The following is a 19,761-nucleotide window of genomic DNA, read 5'->3' on the forward strand; positions in this document are numbered from 1 at the left end:
ACGCCCCGCGTTCCGCTTCGTTTAAGGCCTCTTGCATGTCCGATTCCCGTTACCAGGTCGATGTCAGCGTCGTTACCCGCTATCTGGCAGACCAATCGCAACCCGAGCACGACCGCTTCGCCTTCGCCTACACCATCACCGTGGAGAACAACGGCGAGATTCCCGCCCGACTGATGTCGCGGCACTGGGTGATCACCGACGGTGACGGACATAAAGAGGAAGTTCGCGGCGCAGGTGTTGTCGGCCAGCAACCGTTGATCGAAGTGGGCAAAAGCCACACCTACAGCAGCGGCACAGTGATGACGACCAAGGTCGGCATCATGCAGGGCACCTACGAAATGGTCGCCGACGACGGCAAACATTTCGACGCAATCATCAAACCGTTTCGCCTTGCTGTCCCCGGAGCCTTGCACTGATGACGACGTACGCCGTCGGCGACCTGCAAGGCTGCCTCGAACCGCTCAAGTGCCTGCTCAAGCAAGTCGCATTTGATCCGGCGCTCGACCGGCTCTGGCTGGTGGGCGACCTGGTCAACCGCGGCCCGCAGTCTCTGGAAACCCTGCGTTTCCTCTATGGCATGCGTGAATCGCTGATCTGCGTGCTCGGCAACCATGACCTGCATCTGCTCGCCGCGGCAAAAAACATCGAGCGCCTGAAGAAATCGGACACCCTGCGCGAGATTCTCGAAGCCCCGGACGCCGCCGATCTGCTCGAGTGGCTGCGCCAGCAGAAACTCATGCACTACGACGAACAGCGCGATGTCGCCATGGTTCACGCCGGCATCCCGCCGCAATGGTCACTGCGCCGCGCCTTGAAATGCGCCGCTGAAGTTGAAACTGCTTTGCGCGATGAAAGCCTGCTTCCCGCCTTCCTTGACGGGATGTATGGCAATGAACCATCGAAATGGGACAACGACCTTAAAGGCATCGCCCGCCTGCGCGTTATCACCAACTATTTCACCCGCATGCGTTTCTGCACCGCCGAGGGCAAACTCGATCTCAAAAGCAAAGAAGGCCTCGATACTGCGCCGCCCGGCTACAAACCGTGGTTCCAGCACAAGGAGCGCAAGACCCGGGGCCTGCGGATCATCTTTGGCCATTGGGCTGCTCTGGAAGGCAATATCCATGAGCCGGGCATTTCGGCGCTGGACACCGGTTGTGTCTGGGGCGGCAGCCTGACCCTGATGAACGTCGACAGCGGCGAACGCGTGTCGTGCAAATGCGATGAGCACGGTGGCTTAGCACCGACAGTCACACCACCTACCCCCGAAACTTTGCCGGTCAACGCCCCGCGTTAGACTGTGCTTTCAGCCGAGCTACAGGAACCCGCCATGAGCGAATTCAAACGAATCCCCCCGGAACAGGCCCAGGCCCTGCGCGAGCAAGGCGCCGTGGTGGTCGATGTACGTGATCCTGCCACTTTTGCCGCCCTGCACATCAGCGGTTCGAAACACTTGGACAATCATTCCCTGCACGCCTTCATCCAAGGCGCAGACCTCGATGCTCCGACGGTTGTTGTCTGCTACCACGGCAATTCCAGCCAGGGAGCAGCGGCCTACCTCATCAGTCAGGGCTTCTCCGACGTCTACAGCATGGACGGCGGCTTTGAGCTATGGCGTACGACTTATCCTGCGGAAACCGCCCAAGGCACGTCGGAATAATTTTTTTGTCACGCGCAGGCCCCGGCTTCCGCGGGCCTGCGCGCGGCAGACGAACGGTCTGCCACAACTAATTACGTATCTCGCCTTTACCTCTCGAATTCCCAACTATCCTTAAGCCCAGGCCATCCAAAACAGGGGAGAGCCGGTACACCGGCGCACGGGTCATCGGGAGTGACTTTCACGGTTGTCGACCGCGAAAGTGTTCTGGGGGGTAAACAAGTGGCCACAACGGCTGCTTGCCAGCATCGACTGAGTGACCCGGCGTCGGCTCCACGTATCGAGCGAGGTGACGTCATGAGTATCTTTAGCCACTTCCAACAACGCTTCGAGTCCACACGCCAGGAAGAACTCTCTCTGCAAGAGTACCTGGAGCTGTGCAAGCAGGATCGCAGCGCCTACGTTTCCGCCGCCGAGCGTCTATTGCTGGCCATCGGCGAACCGGAACTGCTCGACACCTCGACCAACTCCAGGCTGTCGCGCATCTTCTCCAACAAGGTGATCCGTCGCTATCCGGCCTTTGAAGACTTCCACGGGATGGAAGAATGCATCGACCAGATCGTCTCGTATTTCCGCCACGCCGCCCAAGGCCTGGAAGAGAAGAAACAAATCCTCTATCTGCTCGGCCCCGTCGGCGGTGGTAAATCGTCCCTGGCCGAGAAGCTGAAACAACTGATCGAGAAAGTCCCTTTCTACGCGATCAAAGGTTCGCCGGTATTCGAGTCGCCATTGGGTTTGTTCAACGCCACCGAAGATGGCGCGATCCTGGAGGAAGACTTCGGTATTCCACGGCGCTACCTGAACACCATCATGTCGCCATGGGCGACCAAGCGCTTGGCCGAATTCGGTGGCGACATCAGTCAGTTTCGCGTGGTCAAACTGTATCCGTCGATCCTCAATCAGATCGCCGTGGCCAAAACCGAGCCGGGTGACGAGAACAACCAGGACATCTCCGCACTGGTCGGTAAGGTCGACATCCGCAAACTCGAGGAATATCCACAGAACGACGCCGACGCCTACAGCTACTCCGGTGCGCTGTGTCGGGCCAACCAGGGCCTGATGGAATTCGTCGAAATGTTCAAGGCGCCGATCAAGGTGCTCCACCCACTGCTGACCGCCACTCAGGAAGGTAACTACAACAGTACCGAAGGTCTCGGCGCGATTCCGTTCACCGGTATTCTGCTGGCCCACTCCAACGAATCGGAATGGCACACCTTCCGTAACAACAAGAACAACGAGGCCTTCATCGACCGGATTTACATCGTCAAGGTGCCGTACTGCCTGCGGGTCAGCGATGAAGTGAAGATCTACGACAAACTGCTGTTCAACAGCTCTCTGGCCAAGGCGCATTGCGCGCCGGACACTTTGAAGATGCTGGCGCAGTTCACCGTCTTGTCGCGCCTCAAGGAGCCGGAAAACTCCAATATCTATTCGAAGATGCGCGTGTACGACGGTGAGAACCTCAAGGACACCGACCCTAAAGCCAAATCGATTCAGGAATACCGCGACTCGGCAGGCGTGGATGAAGGCATGAACGGCCTGTCGACCCGCTTTGCGTTCAAGATCCTCTCCAAGGTGTTCAACTTCGATCCGCACGAAATCGCCGCCAACCCGGTGCACTTGCTCTATGTCCTGGAGCAGCAGATCGAGCAGGAACAGTTCCAGGCTGAAACCCGCGAACGTTATTTGCGCTACCTGAAGGAATACCTGGCACCGCGTTATATCGAATTCATTGGCAAGGAGATCCAGACCGCGTACCTGGAGTCTTACAGCGAATACGGCCAGAACATCTTCGACCGCTACGTGCTGTACGCGGATTTCTGGATTCAGGATCAGGAGTACCGCGATCCGGAAACTGGCGAAATCCTCAACCGCGTCGCGCTGAACGAAGAACTGGAGAAAATCGAAAAACCGGCCGGCATCAGCAATCCGAAGGACTTCCGCAACGAGATTGTCAACTTCGTGCTGCGCGCCCGGGCCAACAACAACGGCAAGAACCCGACCTGGCTCAGCTACGAAAAACTGCGGGTGGTTATCGAGAAGAAAATGTTCTCGAACACCGAAGATTTGCTGCCGGTCATCAGCTTCAACGCCAAGGCGAGCAAAGAGGATCAGCAGAAACACAACGACTTCGTTACACGAATGGTCGAACGCGGCTACACAGACAAACAGGTAAGGCTTCTGTCCGAATGGTACCTACGGGTCCGGAAATCGCAGTGAAGCAGCTGCAAGCTAACAGCTACGAGCTGCAAGAAAAAAGCGCATGAGCCTGACGTTCAGGTAATGGCGTCTACTTGCAGCTTGCAGCTCACAACTTGAAGCTGCCCGGAGGGCCACGTATGAGCTATGTGATCGACCGACGTCTCAATGGCAAGAACAAAAGCACGGTAAACCGCCAGCGGTTCCTGCGGCGTTACCGTGACCACATCAAGAAGGCTGTCGAAGAGGCGGTCAGCCGGCGCTCCATCACGGATATGGAACACGGCGAACAGATCAGCATTCCCGGTCGCGACATCGACGAACCGGTGCTTCACCACGGCCGTGGCGGCAAGCAGACCGTGGTTCATCCCGGCAACAAGGAATTCACTGCCGGCGAACACATCGCCCGCCCACCGGGAGGCGGCGGCGGACGCGGACCGGGCAAGGCCGGAAACTCCGGCGAAGGCATGGATGAGTTTGTCTTCCAGATCACCCAGGAAGAATTTCTAGAATTCATGTTCGAAGACCTCGAACTGCCGAACTTGGTGAAACGCAACCTGAGCGGCACCGACACCTTCAAAACCGTGCGCGCGGGGATCAGCAACGAAGGCAACCCTTCTCGCATCAACATCATCCGCACCCTGCGCTCAGCCCACGCACGGCGTATCGCCCTGTCGGGCAGCAGCCGCGCGAAACTGCGTGAAGCCAAAGAGGAACTGGCGCGCATCAAGCGTGAAGAGCCTGACAACTTCGGCGATATTCAGGAACTCGAGGCCGAGATCGAAAAACTCAGCGCGCGCATTCATCGCGTGCCGTTCCTCGATACCTTCGACTTGAAATACAACCTGCTGATCAAGCAGCCTAATCCTAGTTCCAAAGCAGTGATGTTCTGCCTGATGGACGTCTCAGGCTCCATGACCCAGGCGACCAAGGACATTGCCAAGCGCTTTTTCATCCTGCTGTACCTGTTCCTGAAGCGGAACTACGACAAGATCGACGTAGTGTTCATCCGTCACCACACCAGCGCCCGGGAAGTGGACGAAGAGGAGTTTTTCTATTCGCGGGAAACCGGCGGGACCATCGTTTCCAGCGCCCTGAAACTGATGCAGGAGATCATGGCCGAGCGTTATCCCAGCAACGAGTGGAACATTTATGCGGCTCAGGCTTCCGACGGCGATAACTGGAACGACGACTCGCCAATCTGCCGCGACATCCTCATCAACCAGATCATGCCGTTTGTGCAGTACTACACTTACGTGGAGATCACCCCGCGCGAACACCAAGCCCTCTGGTACGAATACGAACGCATCGCCGAAGCCTTTTCCGACACGTTTGCCCAGCAGCAACTGGTCTCGGCCGGGGATATCTATCCGGTCTTCCGTGAACTCTTCCAGCGCAGGTTAGTGACATGACCGCCAAAGAGCAGAAACGCCAACCCATTTCCACCGGCTCCGAATGGACGTTCGAGCTGATCCAGACCTACGACCGCGAAATCGCCCGTATCGCGGCCGGCTATGCGCTGGATACTTACCCCAACCAGATCGAAGTGATTACCGCCGAACAAATGATGGATGCGTACGCCTCGGTCGGCATGCCGCTGGGCTACCACCATTGGTCCTACGGCAAACACTTCCTCAGCACCGAGAAGTCCTACAGTCGCGGACAGATGGGCCTGGCGTACGAGATCGTGATCAACTCGGATCCCTGCATCGCCTATCTGATGGAAGAGAACACCATCTGCATGCAGGCGCTGGTGGTGGCTCATGCCTGCTACGGTCACAACAGTTTCTTCAAGGGCAATTACCTGTTTCGCACCTGGACCGACGCCAGTTCGATCATCGATTATCTGGTGTTCGCCAAGCAGTACATCATGCAATGCGAGGAGCGCCACGGCATCGATGCAGTCGAGGATTTGCTCGACTCCTGCCATGCGCTGATGAACTACGGTGTCGACCGCTATAAACGCCCCTACCCGATTTCCGCCGAGGAGGAACGGCGGCGGCAAAAAGATCGCGAAGAACATATGCAGAAACAGATCAACGACCTGTGGCGCACTATTCCAAAAGGCGCAGACAAATACAGCGACAAGGACAATGCGCGTTTCCCGGCCGAGCCGCAGGAAAACATCCTGTACTTCATCGAGAAGCACGCGCCATTGCTCGAGCCGTGGCAGCGGGAAATCGTGCGAATTGTGCGCAAGATCGCCCAGTATTTTTATCCACAGCGCCAGACACAGGTGATGAACGAAGGCTGGGCGACGTTCTGGCACTACACGCTGATGAATGACCTGTACGACGAAGGCCTGGTCACTGACGGTTTCATGATGGAGTTCCTGACGTCCCATACCAGCGTGGTGTTCCAGCCGGGTTTCGACAGCCCCTACTACAGCGGCATCAACCCCTACGCGCTCGGTTTTGCCATGTACCGCGACATCCGGCGCATGTGCGAAGAGCCCACCGAGGAAGACCGTCACTGGTTCCCGGAAATCGCCGGGACCGACTGGCTGTCGAGCATCAAGTTCGCCATGAGCAGCTTCAAGGACGAAAGCTTCATCCTGCAGTACCTGTCACCAAAAGTGATCCGCGACCTGAAATTGTTCAGCATCCTCGATGACGATCAAAAGGATGATCTGCTGGTACCGGCGATCCATGACGAAACCGGCTACCGAATCATCCGCGAAACCCTGGCAGCGCAGTACAACCTCGGCAATCGCGAACCCAACGTGCAGATCTACAGCATTGATCGTCGCGGCGACCGCTCATTGACCCTGCGTCACCAGCAACATGATCGCAAACCATTGGGCGATTCCACCGAAGAAGTCCTGAAACACTTGCATCGCTTGTGGGGCTTCGACATACACCTGGAAACCCTGCAAGGCGACCAGATCATGAAGACCCATCACGTACCGCCACGCAGTGAACACAGCGAAGGGGATTACGGTCGGCTCGATCTGGCCGTCATTCATCTTTGATCCGGTTCTGGCCTCCGAAAGTCCGACGCAAGGGTTATCCTGTCGGGCCAACGGAGGTTTTTATGCAGATTTATAAGGTCGGCGGCGCGGTGCGTGATCGCTTGCTGGGCAAACCGGTCACTGATATCGACTGGGTGGTAGTAGGCGCTACTGCTGACGAGATGCTTGCCAAGGGGTTTCGTCCGGTGGGTGCGGACTTCCCGGTATTTCTTCATCCGAAAAGTGGCGAGGAATACGCCCTCGCCCGCACCGAGCGCAAAAGCGGTCGCGGCTACGGCGGTTTCACGTTTCACGCCAGCCCCGAGGTTACGCTTGAAGAAGACCTGATCCGCCGCGACCTGACCATTAACGCCATGGCCGAGGACGATCAGCACAACCTGACTGATCCGTATCATGGCCAGCGCGATCTTGAGGATCGGGTTCTGCGTCACGTATCCCCGGCATTCGCCGAAGATCCCCTCCGAGTATTGCGTGTTGCCCGCTTTTCCGCTCGCTATGCCGGGCTCGGGTTTACCGTAGCACCAGAGACACTGGAACTGATGCGCCAACTCAGTGAATCCGGCGAACTGGAAGCTTTGACGGCTGAGCGCAGCTGGAAAGAAATCTCCCGCGCGTTGATGGAGGATCAGCCACAGATGTTCATTCAAGTGCTTCGCGATTGCGGCGCGCTGAAAGTCCTGATGCCGGAAGTCGACGCTCTGTTCGGCGTGCCACAACCCGAAGCCCATCATCCGGAAATTGATACCGGCCTGCACACCTTAAGCGTGCTGGAGCAGTCAGCCCTGCACAAACAACCGCTGACCGTGCGCTGGGCCTGCCTGCTGCATGACCTCGGCAAAGGCCTGACGCCGGAAGAAGAGTGGCCACGGCATATCGCCCATGAGCACACCGGGTTGAAGCTGATCAAAGTGGTCAACGAACGCTTCAAGGCGCCGAAGGATTGCCAGGAATTGGCCCTATTGGTCGGCAAGTACCACACGCATGGTCACCGGGCGCTCGAGTTGAAAGCCTCAACATTGCTGGACCTGCTGCAAAGTTTTGATGTGTATCGCCGACCGCAGCGGTTTGAAGAGTTTATCGCCGCATGCGAGATGGATGCACGCGGGCGCAAAGGCCTGGAGCAGAGAAGTTATCCACAGGCGGATTATTTGCGAGGTGCGGCGAAGGCCGCGCGGGAGGTCGCGGTGCAGCCGTTGCTGGAGAAGGGATTCAAGGGCCCTGAGTTGGGCGAAGCGCTGAAGCGTGAGCGACTTAAGGCGCTGAAGGCGTACAAGGAAAACAGCTAAAGCAAGACCAAAAGATCGCAGCCTTCGGCAGCTGCTGCAGAGATATTTGGGTTTCCATGCAGGAGCTGCCGAAGACTGCGATCTTTTGCTTTATAGATTCGCAGGCGTGAGCTGCTCGCCCCGCCACTCAAACCCAACCGGCGCCAACACCTGATCAATCTGCGCCTCCGCCCACAGCGTGGCGAAGCTTTTTCCCACACCGGGATGTACCCGATCCGGCGCAATCAACGACAGCGGCCACAACACAAAAGCATTTTTCAGAATTTCAGCTCGCGGCAAGACCAACCCGTCGAAGTTTCCCACCAGATCGCCGTACAGCAGCACGTCGATGTCCAGCGGCAACCCCTTGCGATCCGGCGCATAGCGACCGTTATCCGCCTCGATGAATTTCAAGCGCCGATCCAGCTCCATCAACGGCAGGTCGGTATACCCGGACACCACAAAGTTGAAGAACAGCCCACTCTTGATCCCCACCGGCTGGCTTTCGAACACCGCCGAACAGCGGATATCCACCAGAAACGTCGCCAATGCATCAAGACCGGCGCACAAATGGGTTTCACGCTCGATATTGCTACCAAGCCCGAGATACACCTGAGTCAGCGACATCCGCGCTCGATCTCCACGCCCACGCCACCCTTGGCAGCCGGCACGGCGCCGGGTTTGGTCAGCTTTAAACGCACCCAGGTGATGTTGAATTCAGTCATCAGCACTTCGACCAGGCGCTCGGCGAAAGTCTCGACCAGTTGATACTGCGCCTGCTCGGCAAACGCCTGAATCCGCGTGGAAACGCTGGCATAGTCGAGCGCCAGGGTCAGGTCGTCACCGGCGGCGGCCGGGCGATTGTCCCAGGCGAAGTTCAGATCAAGACGCAGGCACTGTCGGATGCCGCGCTCCCAGTCGTAGGCACCAATCACGGTGTCAACTTCCAGGCCCTCGATAAACACTCTGTCCAAGCACTTTTCTCCGCTGCACGACAAGGGCGCAATGCGCCGTTAGAATCAGGGCGTCCTCGCCCGGAATAGTTAGCATGTTTTGGTTACTGGCGACTCTCGCCTACCTGCTCGGCTCTCTGTCCTTCGCCATTTTGCTCAGCCGCCTGACCGGAAACCCGGATCCACGAATGAGTGGCTCGGGTAATGCCGGCGCGACCAACATGCTGCGCCTGGCCGGCCGCAAACTCGCGATCCTGACCCTGCTGGGTGATCTATGCAAAGGCTTGCTGCCGGTGCTGATCGCATCGGCTGTCGGCCTTTCGCTGCAGGATCAGGCCTGGATAGGCGTATGCGCCGTGATCGGTCACCTGTTCCCGCTGTACTTCCGCTTTCGCGGCGGCAAAGGCGTCGCCACTGCCGCCGGCATGCTGCTGGGCCTGTATCCGCCGGCTGCGCTGTTAGCGGCGTGCGCATGGCTGCTAACGTTTTACCTGACCCGTACCAGCTCACTGGCGGCGCTGATCGCCACGCCACTGACCCTGCCGCTGCTCGCCTGGCAAGAGCCAAAGGCTTTGCTGCCGATGAGCGCCTTGACGCTACTGATCGTCTGGCGCCACCGCGGCAATCTACGCGACCTGTTTGCCGGGCGCGAACGGCATTTTTAAATGCCGGTCTTCAGCGCTGCTCATTACAACGCCGACAACTGCTCCATCGGCCAGCGCGCCTGCACGCTGATCGCCAGACTTTCCTGCTGACCGGCTTGCAAACGCTGGCAACCGGCAAACGCGATCATCGCGCCATTGTCGGTGCAGAACTCGGGACGGGCGTAAAACACATCGCCCTTCATGTCGCCGAGCATTTTCTCCAGAGAAACACGCAAAGCCTTGTTTGCGCTGACGCCACCCGCGATGACCAGACGCTTCATGCCCGCCTGTTTCAGGGCACGCTTGCACTTGATGGTCAAAGTCTCCACCACGGCCTGCTGGAACGCCAGCGCGATGTCGCAACGGGCTTGCTCGCTGTCGTCCCCGGCGCTGACGCACTGCTGCCAAGTGTTGAGGGCGAAGGTTTTCAGACCGCTGAAGCTGAAATCCAGCCCCGGGCGATCACACATCGGACGCGGAAAAGTAAAACGCCCTGCAGTGCCCATCTCCGCCAGCTTGGCAATTTCCGGTCCGCCTGGGTAATTGAGGCCCATCATCTTCGCGGTTTTGTCGAACGCTTCGCCGGCAGCATCATCAAGCGTCTCGCCAAGCAAGGTGTATTGGCCGATGCCATCGACCTGAACAAGCTGCGTATGACCGCCGGAGACCAACAAAGCGACGAACGGGAATTCGGGTGGCTTTGGCTCCAGCATCGGAGCCAACAAATGACCTTCCATGTGATGCACGCCGAGTGCCGGGATGCCCCAGGCAAACGCCAGCGCCTGAGCACAGGAAGCACCCACCAGCAGAGCGCCAACCAGGCCAGGACCCGCGGTATAAGCGATCGCATCGATCTCAGTCGGCACACAGTCAGCCTCGGCCAACACCTGACGAATCAAGGGCAGCATGCGCTTGACGTGGTCACGCGAGGCCAGCTCAGGCACCACACCGCCATACACGCGATGCAGGTCGATCTGACTGAACAGTGCGTCGGCCAGCAGGCCGCGCTCACTGTCATATAATGCGACGCCGGTTTCGTCGCAGGAGGTTTCTAATCCCAGTACTAGCATGGGTTTGCGCCTTGTTTAGGCTGAATTCGAAGGCGCGCATAATAGTCGCCGCGTGATGCCCCGGCCAGCGGTTTTCGATCAGAGGCTTTGCATTCCGAGCGATGAGGGGTTAACATCCGCAACCCTTAAAAACCGACGTCTTCAAGTGCTCTTTTGCCGCGAGGATGTTGACCCCGGTAATGAATGAAGGTAGCTCTGGATGCCAGCCGTCAAAGTTAAAGAGAACGAACCCTTCGACGTAGCTCTGCGTCGTTTCAAGCGCTCCTGCGAAAAAGCCGGTGTACTGGCTGAAGTTCGTAGCCGCGAATTTTACGAGAAGCCAACTTCTGAGCGTAAGCGTAAAGCAGCAGCCGCTGTTAAGCGTCACGCCAAGAAAGTTCAGCGCGAACAGCGCCGCGCCGTTCGTCTGTACTAATACACAGACGTTCGTAGCAAGCTTCTTGCCTAAGCCCGGCTCTCAGCCGGGCTAATGGCATTTGCGTAAAACGCTTGATGCTTCACCGTCAAAGCCGCACATGCGACCGAGACAAAATCTGCTTCACGCGTCAGACCTGGCTCTTTTGCCAGCGGTGCACGTCTTTTCTGACGAGCCTTTCAAGGCTACTGACGAGCACACCCACTGATTCCTCTCACGACGATCAGCCCAAGGCACCTGCATGCGTGCCCGCTTTATTGAGCTATCCGAGGCCATTAACCGGCCGTCAGCGGATTCAGCGCAACACTTTCAAATAGTCGAAGGCTGATTGGTACTAACGTCAGTGGATTTTCGGCAGATACACTTCCCGACAGCGATTACGCAGACGACACCGGTCGAGCCGCACATTTTGCGTGCTTCAAACAACGACCCGCGTCCGGCCGCCCTTCGCATCGGACTCATTACAGCGCAGACGACGAGAACGCGATGGCCGGGCTGATTCCCCAGAGCTTTATTGACGACCTCCTGAACCGCACCGACATCGTCGACGTGGTCAGCTCGCGTGTGCAGCTAAAAAAAGCAGGCAAAAACTACACCGCCTGCTGCCCGTTTCACAAAGAAAAAACCCCGTCGTTCAGCGTCAGCCCCGACAAACAGTTCTATTACTGTTTCGGTTGCGGCGCCGGCGGTAATGCGCTCGGCTTCCTCATGGATCACGACAACCTGGACTTCCCCCAGGCAGTCGAAGATCTGGCGAAAGCCGCCGGCATGGAAATCCCCCGCGAAGAAAGCGGCCGCGCGCACAAACCGCGCCAACCGACCGATTCGCCGCTATACCCTTTGCTCACTGCCGCCGCCGACTTTTATCGGCAGGCACTCAAGAGCCACCCAGCACGCAAAGCCGCGGTGGATTACCTCAAGGGCCGCGGCCTGACTGGCGAGATCGCTCGAGATTTCGGCCTCGGCTTTGCGCCACCCGGCTGGGACAACCTGTTCAAACACTTAAGCAGCGACACCTTGCAACAGAAGGCCATGGTCGACGCCGGCTTGCTGATCGAGAACGCCGAAACCGGCAAACGCTATGACCGCTTCCGCGATCGCGTGATGTTCCCGATCCGCGACACGCGCGGGCGCATCATCGCTTTCGGTGGCCGCGTGCTGGGCGATGACAAGCCGAAGTACCTGAACTCGCCGGAAACTCCGGTTTTCCATAAAGGCCAGGAGCTTTACGGCCTCTATGAAGCGCGCAAGAACAACCGAAACCTCGACGAAATCATCGTCGTCGAGGGTTACATGGACGTCATCGCCCTCGCCCAACAAGGCTTGCGCAATGCCGTCGCGACGCTGGGCACCGCGACCAGCGAAGAACATTTGAAACGTCTGTTCCGCGTCGTTCCGAACGTATTGTTCTGCTTCGACGGTGACCAGGCTGGCCGCAACGCCGCATGGCGCGCACTTGAAGCGACGCTATCAAGCCTGCAGGACGGACGCCGTGCGCGATTCCTGTTTCTGCCCGAAGGCGAAGACCCGGATACTTTGGTCCGCGCCGAAGGCACCGATGCCTTCAAGGCCCGAATCAATCAGCACGCGCAGCCATTGGCGGATTATTTCTTTCAGCAACTGACCGAGGAAGCCGATCCGCGCTCGCTCGAAGGCAAGGCCCACATGGCCACCCTCGCTGCACCGTTGATCGACAAAGTGCCGGGGGCCAATCTGCGCATTCTGATGCGTCAGCGCCTGACCGAAATCACCGGTCTGAGCAGTGAAACCGTCAGCCAGCTTGCTCAAAACGCGCCGCAGGAAGCACCGCCCGCCTACGATCCGGGCATTGATTACGACGCAATGCCGGACTACAGCGACTACCATCAGCCGCAGGCACAGGACATGTACGTGCCGCAGCAGGAATGGACGCCAAAAAAACCCGGTGCCGGCGGCAAGAAATGGGACAAGAAGCCTTGGGACAAGAACGGCAAACGTGGCGGCGATCGCGATCAGCAACGCCCCCGAACCCCGATTGGCGTTGAGTCGCCAACCCTGACAGCCCTGCGCACACTGCTTCATCACCCGCAATTGGCCGAGCGCGTCGAGGACGCCGGGCACATAGCGGACGAAAATCAGACCAACGCGCAGCTGCTGGTAGCGCTGCTCGAAGCCGTACAGAAGAATCCCAAGCTAAACTCATTTCAACTGATCGCGCGATGGCACGGCACTGAACAGGGTCGATTGCTCAAGGCGCTGGCAGAAAAGGAATGGCTGATTGATGGAGATAACCTTGAACAACAGTTTTTCGACACCATTACTAGCTTGTCAGCCCGCCAACGCGAGCGAAATCTGGAACAGTTGCTCAGGAAAGCGCGTCAAAGCGAACTGAGCATTGAAGAGAAAAATCAACTGCGCGACCTTCTAAGTCGCAATGTTTCCGCATCAAACCCGACCTCAACTGGCGCGTGAGGTCATAGCTCAGGTATAATCCTCGGCTTGTTTTTTGCCCGCCAAGACCTTCAGTGGATAGGGTGTTATGTCCGGAAAAGCGCAACAGCAGTCTCGTATTATTGAGTTGATCAAACTGGGTCGTGAGCAGAAGTATCTGACTTACGCCGAGGTCAACGACCACCTGCCCGAGGATATTTCAGATCCTGAGCAGGTGGAAGACATCATCCGCATGATTAACGACATGGGGATCCCCGTACACGAGAGTGCTCCGGATGCGGACGCCCTTATGTTGGCCGACGCCGATACCGACGAGGCCGCTGCGGAAGAAGCAGCAGCCGCGCTGGCAGCGGTGGAGACCGATATCGGTCGCACCACTGACCCTGTGCGCATGTACATGCGTGAAATGGGTACGGTCGAGCTTCTGACTCGTGAAGGCGAAATCGAAATCGCCAAGCGTATCGAAGAGGGCATCCGTGAAGTGATGAGCGCAATCGCGCACTTCCCTGGCACGGTTGACCACATTCTCTCCGAGTACACTCGTGTCACCACCGAAGGTGGTCGCCTGTCCGACGTCCTGAGCGGTTATATCGACCCGGACGACGGCATTGCGCCGCCTGCCGCAGAAGTGCCGCCGCCGATCGACCCGAAAGCCGCCAAGGCTGACGACGCCGAGGACGACGACGAAGCCGAATCTTCCGATGACGAAGAAGAAGCCGAAAGCGGTCCGGATCCGGTTATCGCTGCCCAGCGCTTTGGCGCTGTGTCCGATCAGATGGAAGTCACCCGCAAGGCTCTGAAAAAGCACGGTCGCAACAACAAGGCAGCGATTGCCGAATTGCTGGCTCTGGCCGAACTGTTCATGCCGATCAAACTGGTACCGAAGCAATTCGAAGGCCTGGTCGAGCGTGTCCGCAGTGCCCTGGATCGTCTGCGTCAACAAGAGCGCGCGATCATGCAACTGTGCGTACGTGATGCACGTATGCCACGCGCCGATTTCCTGCGCCAGTTCCCGGGCAACGAAGTTGACGAAAGCTGGTCCGACGCTCTGGCCAAAGGCAAGAGCAAGTACGCCGAAGCCATTGGCCGTGTCCAGCCGGATATCATCCGTTGCCAGCAGAAGCTGACGGCGCTGGAAACCGAAACCGGTTTGACCATCGCTGAGATCAAGGACATCAATCGTCGCATGTCGATCGGTGAGGCCAAGGCCCGCCGCGCGAAGAAAGAGATGGTTGAAGCGAACTTGCGTCTGGTGATCTCGATCGCCAAGAAGTACACCAACCGCGGCCTGCAATTCCTCGATCTGATCCAGGAAGGCAACATCGGTCTGATGAAAGCGGTGGACAAGTTCGAATACCGTCGTGGTTACAAGTTCTCGACTTATGCCACCTGGTGGATCCGTCAGGCGATCACTCGCTCGATCGCCGACCAGGCCCGCACCATTCGTATTCCGGTGCACATGATCGAGACGATCAACAAGCTCAACCGCATTTCCCGGCAGATGTTGCAGGAAATGGGTCGCGAACCGACCCCGGAAGAGCTGGGCGAACGCATGGAAATGCCTGAGGACAAGATCCGTAAGGTATTGAAGATCGCTAAAGAGCCGATCTCCATGGAAACCCCGATCGGTGATGACGAAGACTCCCATCTGGGTGACTTCATCGAAGACTCGACCATGCAGTCGCCAATCGATGTCGCCACTGTCGAGAGTCTGAAAGAAGCGACTCGCGAAGTCCTGTCCGGCCTCACTGCCCGTGAAGCCAAGGTACTGCGCATGCGTTTCGGTATCGACATGAACACCGACCATACGCTCGAAGAAGTGGGCAAACAGTTTGACGTAACACGTGAGCGGATCCGTCAGATCGAAGCCAAGGCGCTGCGTAAGCTGCGCCACCCGACGCGAAGCGAGCATCTGCGCTCCTTCCTCGACGAGTGATACCAGAACCCCCGGCCCAGGCCGGGGGTTTTGTTTATATGGCAGATTAAATTCCTCGCACCACCCCTCCCCCGCATACCCCGTCTACACTCGAAACAATCACCCCCATGCCATAACGAGAGCGTTATGCCCAGACTGGCGTCCGTGCTTTTTTTGCTGTCACTGATGATCTGGACCGCAACGGCTGACGCGCTGACTCTGACCGATGAAGAACGCAGCTGGCTGGCGGCTCACCCGGATTTGCGCCTGGGCGTGGATGCGTCGTGGCCGCCCTTTGAGTTTCGCGACGATCAGGCCCGCTATCAGGGATTGGCGGCTGACTATATCGACGTGATACGCCAGCGACTGGCTATCAAACTTACACCCATCGAGCCATTGAGCTGGACGGTGGTACTGGAGCAGGTCAAACAGGGCAAGATCGACTTGCTGCCGGGGATCATGTCCACACCCGAGCGCCAGACCTACCTGTCGTTTACCCGGCCCTACCTCGACTTCCCGATCATCATCCTCGCGCACATCGGTGGCGCGCAACCGCGCAAACTCGACGATCTGTACGGCCTGAAGATCGCCGTGGTGGAAAACTACGCGCCCCATGAACTCCTGCGTACGCACCACCCTGACCTGAATCTGGTTGCCATGCCCAACGTCAGCTCAGCCTTGCAGGCACTGGCGACCGACGAAGTGGACGCCGTGGTCGGCGACCTCGCCTCTAGCGTCTGGAGCCTTCGCCAACTCAAGCTCGACGGCCTCTACGTCAGCGGCGAAACCCCGTATCGCTATCAACTGGCGATGGCGGTGCCGCGTGAAAACAAAGTGCTGGTGGGCATTCTGGACAAAGTTCTGGCAGACATGCCCCCTGCTGAAATCAGCAGTATTCAAGAACACTGGGTCGGAAACGTCCTCGATCATCGGACATTCTGGAATGATCTGCTGGTTTATGGTCTACCCGGCTTGCTGTTACTGATGATCGTGCTGGCTGTGGTGATCCGCATCAACCGCCGCCTGAGTTCGGAAATTGCGCGACGCATAGACCTCGAACAGGAACTGCGCAGCAGCGAGTACCACTATCGGGGCCTCGTGGAGAGCCTGTCCGCCATCGCGTGGGAAGCACGGATGAGTGACTTCACTTACAGCTATGTGTCGCCGCACGCAGAAGATCTGCTCGGTTATCCACTGTCGCATTGGCTGATTCCGGGCTTCTGGCGCAACATCATTCACCCGGCGGACCTGACCCGCGCCCAGAGTTTCTGCGATCACGAAGTGCTGGCCGGGCGCGATCACAGCCTCGATTACCGGGTGATCACCGCAGATGGTCGCTGCCTGTGGGTGCGAGACATCGTCAGCCTGATCGAACACGGTCATGAACCGGTGATGCGCGGGTTGATGATCGACATCAGCGAAACCAAGCGCACCGAAGAAGCGCTGCGACTGTCGGAACAGAAGTTCGCGTCGGTATTCCAGCAATGTCCGGACATCCTGGTGATCGCGCGCTTGTCCGACGGCTGCCTGCTGGAGGTCAACAAAGCCTTTGAAGAACAGATCGGCCTCAAAGCCGAAGACGTCATCGGCCAGACCGCCACCGACCTGAATATCTGGGGCATACCCGGCGTCGGGCCGGGGCTGTTGCAGCGCTTGCAGGCCGGCAGCATTCGTAACCTGGAGATGCCCTTTCGGCGCAACAATGGCCAGGTGTTCACCGGCCTGATTTCCGCCGAACCGTTTGACCTCGACACCACGCCAGCGTTGGTCGTAGTCGTGCGCGACATCACCCAGCTCAAAGAAACCCAACAGCAACTGCAAACCTCGGAGGAGAAATTCGCCAAGGCATTTCATGCCTCGCCGGACGGCTTGCTGCTGTCGCGCCAGAACGACGGCTTATTGCTGGAGGTCAACGAGGGTTTCAGCCGCATCACCGGGTTCAATAGTGCCATGTCGGTGGATCGTTCGACGCTGGATCTGGGAATCTGGGTCAACCTCAACGAACGCAAACAGATGCTCGACCTGTTGCACCGCGATGGTTTCGTCCGCGATTTCACCTGCCATATCCGCCGCAGCGACGGACAGATTCGGCTCTGCGAAGTGTCCAGCCGCCCGCTGCCGATCGGCGAAGAAGACTGCATGCTGACCATCGCCCGCGATATCACCGAACGCCACCTGATGCAGGAAAAACTGCAACAGGCCGCGACCGTATTCGAGAGCACCGCCGAAGGCGTGTTGATCACCGATACCCAGCAGCACATCAGCGCGGTCAATCGGGCCTTCACTGAAATCACCGGTTACAGCGAAAGCGAAGCCCTCGGCCACACCCCGCGCCTGCTCGCCTCGGGGCTGCACGACAGCGCATTTTATGCCGCGATGTGGCACCAACTGACCGATGAAGGCCACTGGCAAGGCGAAATTTCCAACCGGCGCAAGAACGGCGAGCTGTACCCGAGTTGGCTGACCATCAGTGCCGTGCGCAACCGGGACAAATTCATCACCCACTTTGTCGCGGTGTTCGCCGACATCTCCAGCCTCAAACACGCGCAGGCCAAACTCGACTATCAGGCTCACCACGACCCGCTCACCGGCCTGCCGAACCGCACGCTCTTCGAAAGCCGCTTGCTGATGGCACTGAACGGTCAGCAAGAGAATGGCGGTCAGGGCGCAGTGCTGTTTCTCGACCTCGATCGCTTCAAGCACATCAACGACAGCCTCGGCCATCCGGTTGGCGACCTGCTGCTCAAAGGCATCGCCGTGCGCCTGAAAGAACAGTTGCGTGACATCGACACCGTCGCCCGACTGGGCGGCGACGAATTCATCATTCTGTTGCCCGGCCTGCAACAAGCCAGTGACGCCGACAACATTGCGCTAAAACTGCTCAACTGCTTCGGTGCGCCGTTCCAGGCAGGCGAACACGAGTTTTTCATCAGCGCCAGCATCGGCACCAGCCTCTACCCACGCGACGGTTGTGACGTGGCCACCTTGGTGAAAAACGCCGATGCGGCGATGTATCGCTCCAAAGCCAAGGGCCGCAACCGCGTCGAGAGTTACACCCGCGACCTCACCGCCCAGGCCAGCGAACGCGTGGCACTGGAGCACGAGCTCCGCCGGGCCATCGAACGTGACGAGTTGCGCCTCTACTACCAACCGAAAATAAGCCTCGACGACCACAGCCTGGTCGGCGCCGAAGCGCTGATACGCTGGCGTCATCCGACATTTGGCGATGTTCCGCCGGAGCACTTCATCCCACTGGCCGAAGAAAACGGGATGATCCTGCAGATCGGCGATTGGGTGCTGGAAACTGCGTGCCGGCAGATGTTTGAGTGGAACCAGATCTACGAAAGCCTCGGGCCGCTGTCGGTCAACCTCGCCGGCGCCCAACTGCGCCAGCCGAATCTGCTCGGGCGCATCGAGCAACTGCTCAAGGAAAACCGCCTCAGGCCGGATTTACTGCAACTGGAAATTACCGAGAATTTCATCATGAGTCAGGCCGAAGAGGCCCTGGCGGTGTTGCACCAGCTCAAACACCTCGGTGTGCAACTGGCCATCGACGACTTCGGCACCGGCTATTCCTCACTCAGTTACCTCAAACGCCTGCCGCTGGACATCCTCAAAATCGACCAGTCTTTCGTCCGCGGACTGCCCGACGACCCCCACGACGCGGCGATTGTCCGCGCCATCATCGCCCTCGGCCGGAGCATGCAATTCACCGTGATCGCGGAGGGCGTGGAAACCCAAGCGCAACAACAATTTCTAGCGGCAGAAGGCTGCGAACAGATCCAGGGCTACATCGTCAGCCTGCCGCTTCCGCCGGAAGAATTTGCCGCAACGTTTCTGCGTATTGCCGTATCGGATTTTTCGGATAGCACAGCCGAGAAACCGTCGCTATAATCCGCGGCCTACTGAGGGCCTATAGCTCAGTTGGTTAGAGCAGAGGACTCATAATCCTTTGGTCCACGGTTCTTATGTGGTATGAATGTCGGTGTGGCATTTGAACCTCATTTCTGGTAGTTTTGCATCACCTCAGCGCCACTGTAGCTCAATTGGTTAGAGCAACCGACTCATAATCGGTGGGTCGCGGGTTCGATTCCCGCCGGTGGCCCCATCTCCTTGTATATCAAGCACTTCATGAATTCTGCACAACTTCTCTGGCAACGCTGTCGGAGTTTTTCGCGTGCTAAAAAATCCTCATTTAAAGACTTTTGCTTGACATGGCAAGTGCAACACCGAAAGCTAGAT

At 58.2% G+C, this 19,761-nt stretch carries 15 protein-coding genes and 1 tRNA gene; 13 read left to right on the top strand and 3 right to left on the bottom strand.

The features are described 5' to 3' along the window. Positions 1 to 35 precede the first annotated feature (35 nt). From apaG to PSH79_RS25125, 7 genes are all read left to right on the top strand, one after another. Complete coding sequence (gene apaG / locus PSH79_RS25095; RefSeq protein ID WP_305440120.1) at positions 36 to 416, top strand: Co2+/Mg2+ efflux protein ApaG; 381 nt, start codon at positions 36 to 38, stop codon at positions 414 to 416. After that, positions 416 to 1,297: a symmetrical bis(5'-nucleosyl)-tetraphosphatase gene (locus PSH79_RS25100; RefSeq protein ID WP_305440121.1), complete on the top strand. Its 882-nt coding sequence runs from the start codon at positions 416 to 418 to the stop codon at positions 1,295 to 1,297. Before apaG ends, PSH79_RS25100 begins: the two co-directional genes overlap by 1 nt. A gap of 33 nt (positions 1,298 to 1,330) precedes the next feature. After that, positions 1,331 to 1,660 carry a thiosulfate sulfurtransferase GlpE gene (glpE, locus tag PSH79_RS25105; RefSeq protein ID WP_008061556.1) on the top strand — a complete coding sequence of 110 codons (330 nt, stop codon included), beginning with the start codon at positions 1,331 to 1,333 and terminating at the stop codon, positions 1,658 to 1,660. A gap of 294 nt (positions 1,661 to 1,954) precedes the next feature. After that, positions 1,955 to 3,877, top strand: a complete 1,923-nt coding sequence (locus tag PSH79_RS25110) for a PrkA family serine protein kinase (RefSeq protein WP_122594815.1) — start codon at positions 1,955 to 1,957, stop codon at positions 3,875 to 3,877. A 119-nt stretch (positions 3,878 to 3,996) separates the two neighbouring features. Next, positions 3,997 to 5,268, top strand: a complete 1,272-nt coding sequence (locus PSH79_RS25115) for a YeaH/YhbH family protein (protein ID WP_187680836.1) — start codon at positions 3,997 to 3,999, stop codon at positions 5,266 to 5,268. Then, complete coding sequence (locus tag PSH79_RS25120) at positions 5,265 to 6,827, top strand: SpoVR family protein (RefSeq protein ID WP_305440124.1); 1,563 nt, start codon at positions 5,265 to 5,267, stop codon at positions 6,825 to 6,827. The genes PSH79_RS25115 and PSH79_RS25120 overlap by 4 nt, the downstream gene beginning before the upstream one ends. 62 nt (positions 6,828 to 6,889) lie before the next feature. Next, positions 6,890 to 8,113 (top strand): multifunctional CCA addition/repair protein, encoded by a 1,224-nt coding sequence (locus PSH79_RS25125; RefSeq protein ID WP_305440125.1) that lies wholly within the window; start codon positions 6,890 to 6,892, stop codon positions 8,111 to 8,113. Positions 8,114 to 8,203: 90 nt separating this feature from the next. Here the strand turns inward: PSH79_RS25125 and folK are convergent, their stop codons facing one another. Together folK and folB are read right to left on the bottom strand one after the other, a co-directional pair. After that, entirely contained in the window at positions 8,204 to 8,719 is a 516-nt protein-coding gene (folK, locus tag PSH79_RS25130) for a 2-amino-4-hydroxy-6-hydroxymethyldihydropteridine diphosphokinase (protein ID WP_305440126.1), read from the bottom strand. Next, the gene (gene folB / locus PSH79_RS25135) at positions 8,710 to 9,066 is read right to left on the bottom strand and encodes a dihydroneopterin aldolase (RefSeq protein WP_305440127.1); all 357 of its coding nucleotides are present in this window, start codon (positions 9,064 to 9,066) and stop codon (positions 8,710 to 8,712) included. The genes folK and folB overlap by 10 nt, the downstream gene beginning before the upstream one ends. Before the next feature lie 74 nt (positions 9,067 to 9,140). On the opposite strand from folB, the gene plsY reads away from it, so the two are divergent. Further along, complete coding sequence (gene plsY, locus PSH79_RS25140) at positions 9,141 to 9,710, top strand: glycerol-3-phosphate 1-O-acyltransferase PlsY (protein ID WP_305440128.1); 570 nt, start codon at positions 9,141 to 9,143, stop codon at positions 9,708 to 9,710. Between the two features lie 23 nt (positions 9,711 to 9,733). Here plsY and tsaD read toward each other — a convergent pair whose 3' ends face one another. Beyond that, complete coding sequence (tsaD, locus tag PSH79_RS25145; protein WP_305440129.1) at positions 9,734 to 10,759, bottom strand: tRNA (adenosine(37)-N6)-threonylcarbamoyltransferase complex transferase subunit TsaD; 1,026 nt, start codon at positions 10,757 to 10,759, stop codon at positions 9,734 to 9,736. 199 nt (positions 10,760 to 10,958) lie between these two features. On the opposite strand from tsaD, the gene rpsU reads away from it, so the two are divergent. From rpsU to PSH79_RS25170, 5 genes are all read left to right on the top strand, one after another. Further along, complete coding sequence (gene rpsU, locus PSH79_RS25150) at positions 10,959 to 11,174, top strand: 30S ribosomal protein S21 (protein ID WP_002551877.1); 216 nt, start codon at positions 10,959 to 10,961, stop codon at positions 11,172 to 11,174. A gap of 486 nt (positions 11,175 to 11,660) precedes the next feature. After that, the gene (gene dnaG / locus PSH79_RS25155) at positions 11,661 to 13,625 is read left to right on the top strand and encodes a DNA primase (protein WP_305440130.1); all 1,965 of its coding nucleotides are present in this window, start codon (positions 11,661 to 11,663) and stop codon (positions 13,623 to 13,625) included. A gap of 67 nt (positions 13,626 to 13,692) precedes the next feature. Beyond that, on the top strand, positions 13,693 to 15,540 hold the full coding sequence (gene rpoD / locus PSH79_RS25160) for an RNA polymerase sigma factor RpoD (RefSeq protein ID WP_305440131.1): 1,848 nt from the start codon (positions 13,693 to 13,695) through the stop codon (positions 15,538 to 15,540). 126 nt (positions 15,541 to 15,666) lie between these two features. Further along, positions 15,667 to 19,413, top strand: coding sequence for a bifunctional diguanylate cyclase/phosphodiesterase (locus PSH79_RS25165; RefSeq protein WP_305440132.1), 3,747 nt, complete (start codon positions 15,667 to 15,669; stop codon positions 19,411 to 19,413). Positions 19,414 to 19,550: 137 nt separating this feature from the next. After that, positions 19,551 to 19,627 (top strand) — tRNA-Ile (locus PSH79_RS25170). The last annotated feature ends 134 nt before the right edge of the window (positions 19,628 to 19,761 follow it).

Source organism: Pseudomonas sp. FP2196, from assembly GCF_030687715.1.
GTDB lineage: Bacteria > Pseudomonadota > Gammaproteobacteria > Pseudomonadales > Pseudomonadaceae > Aquipseudomonas.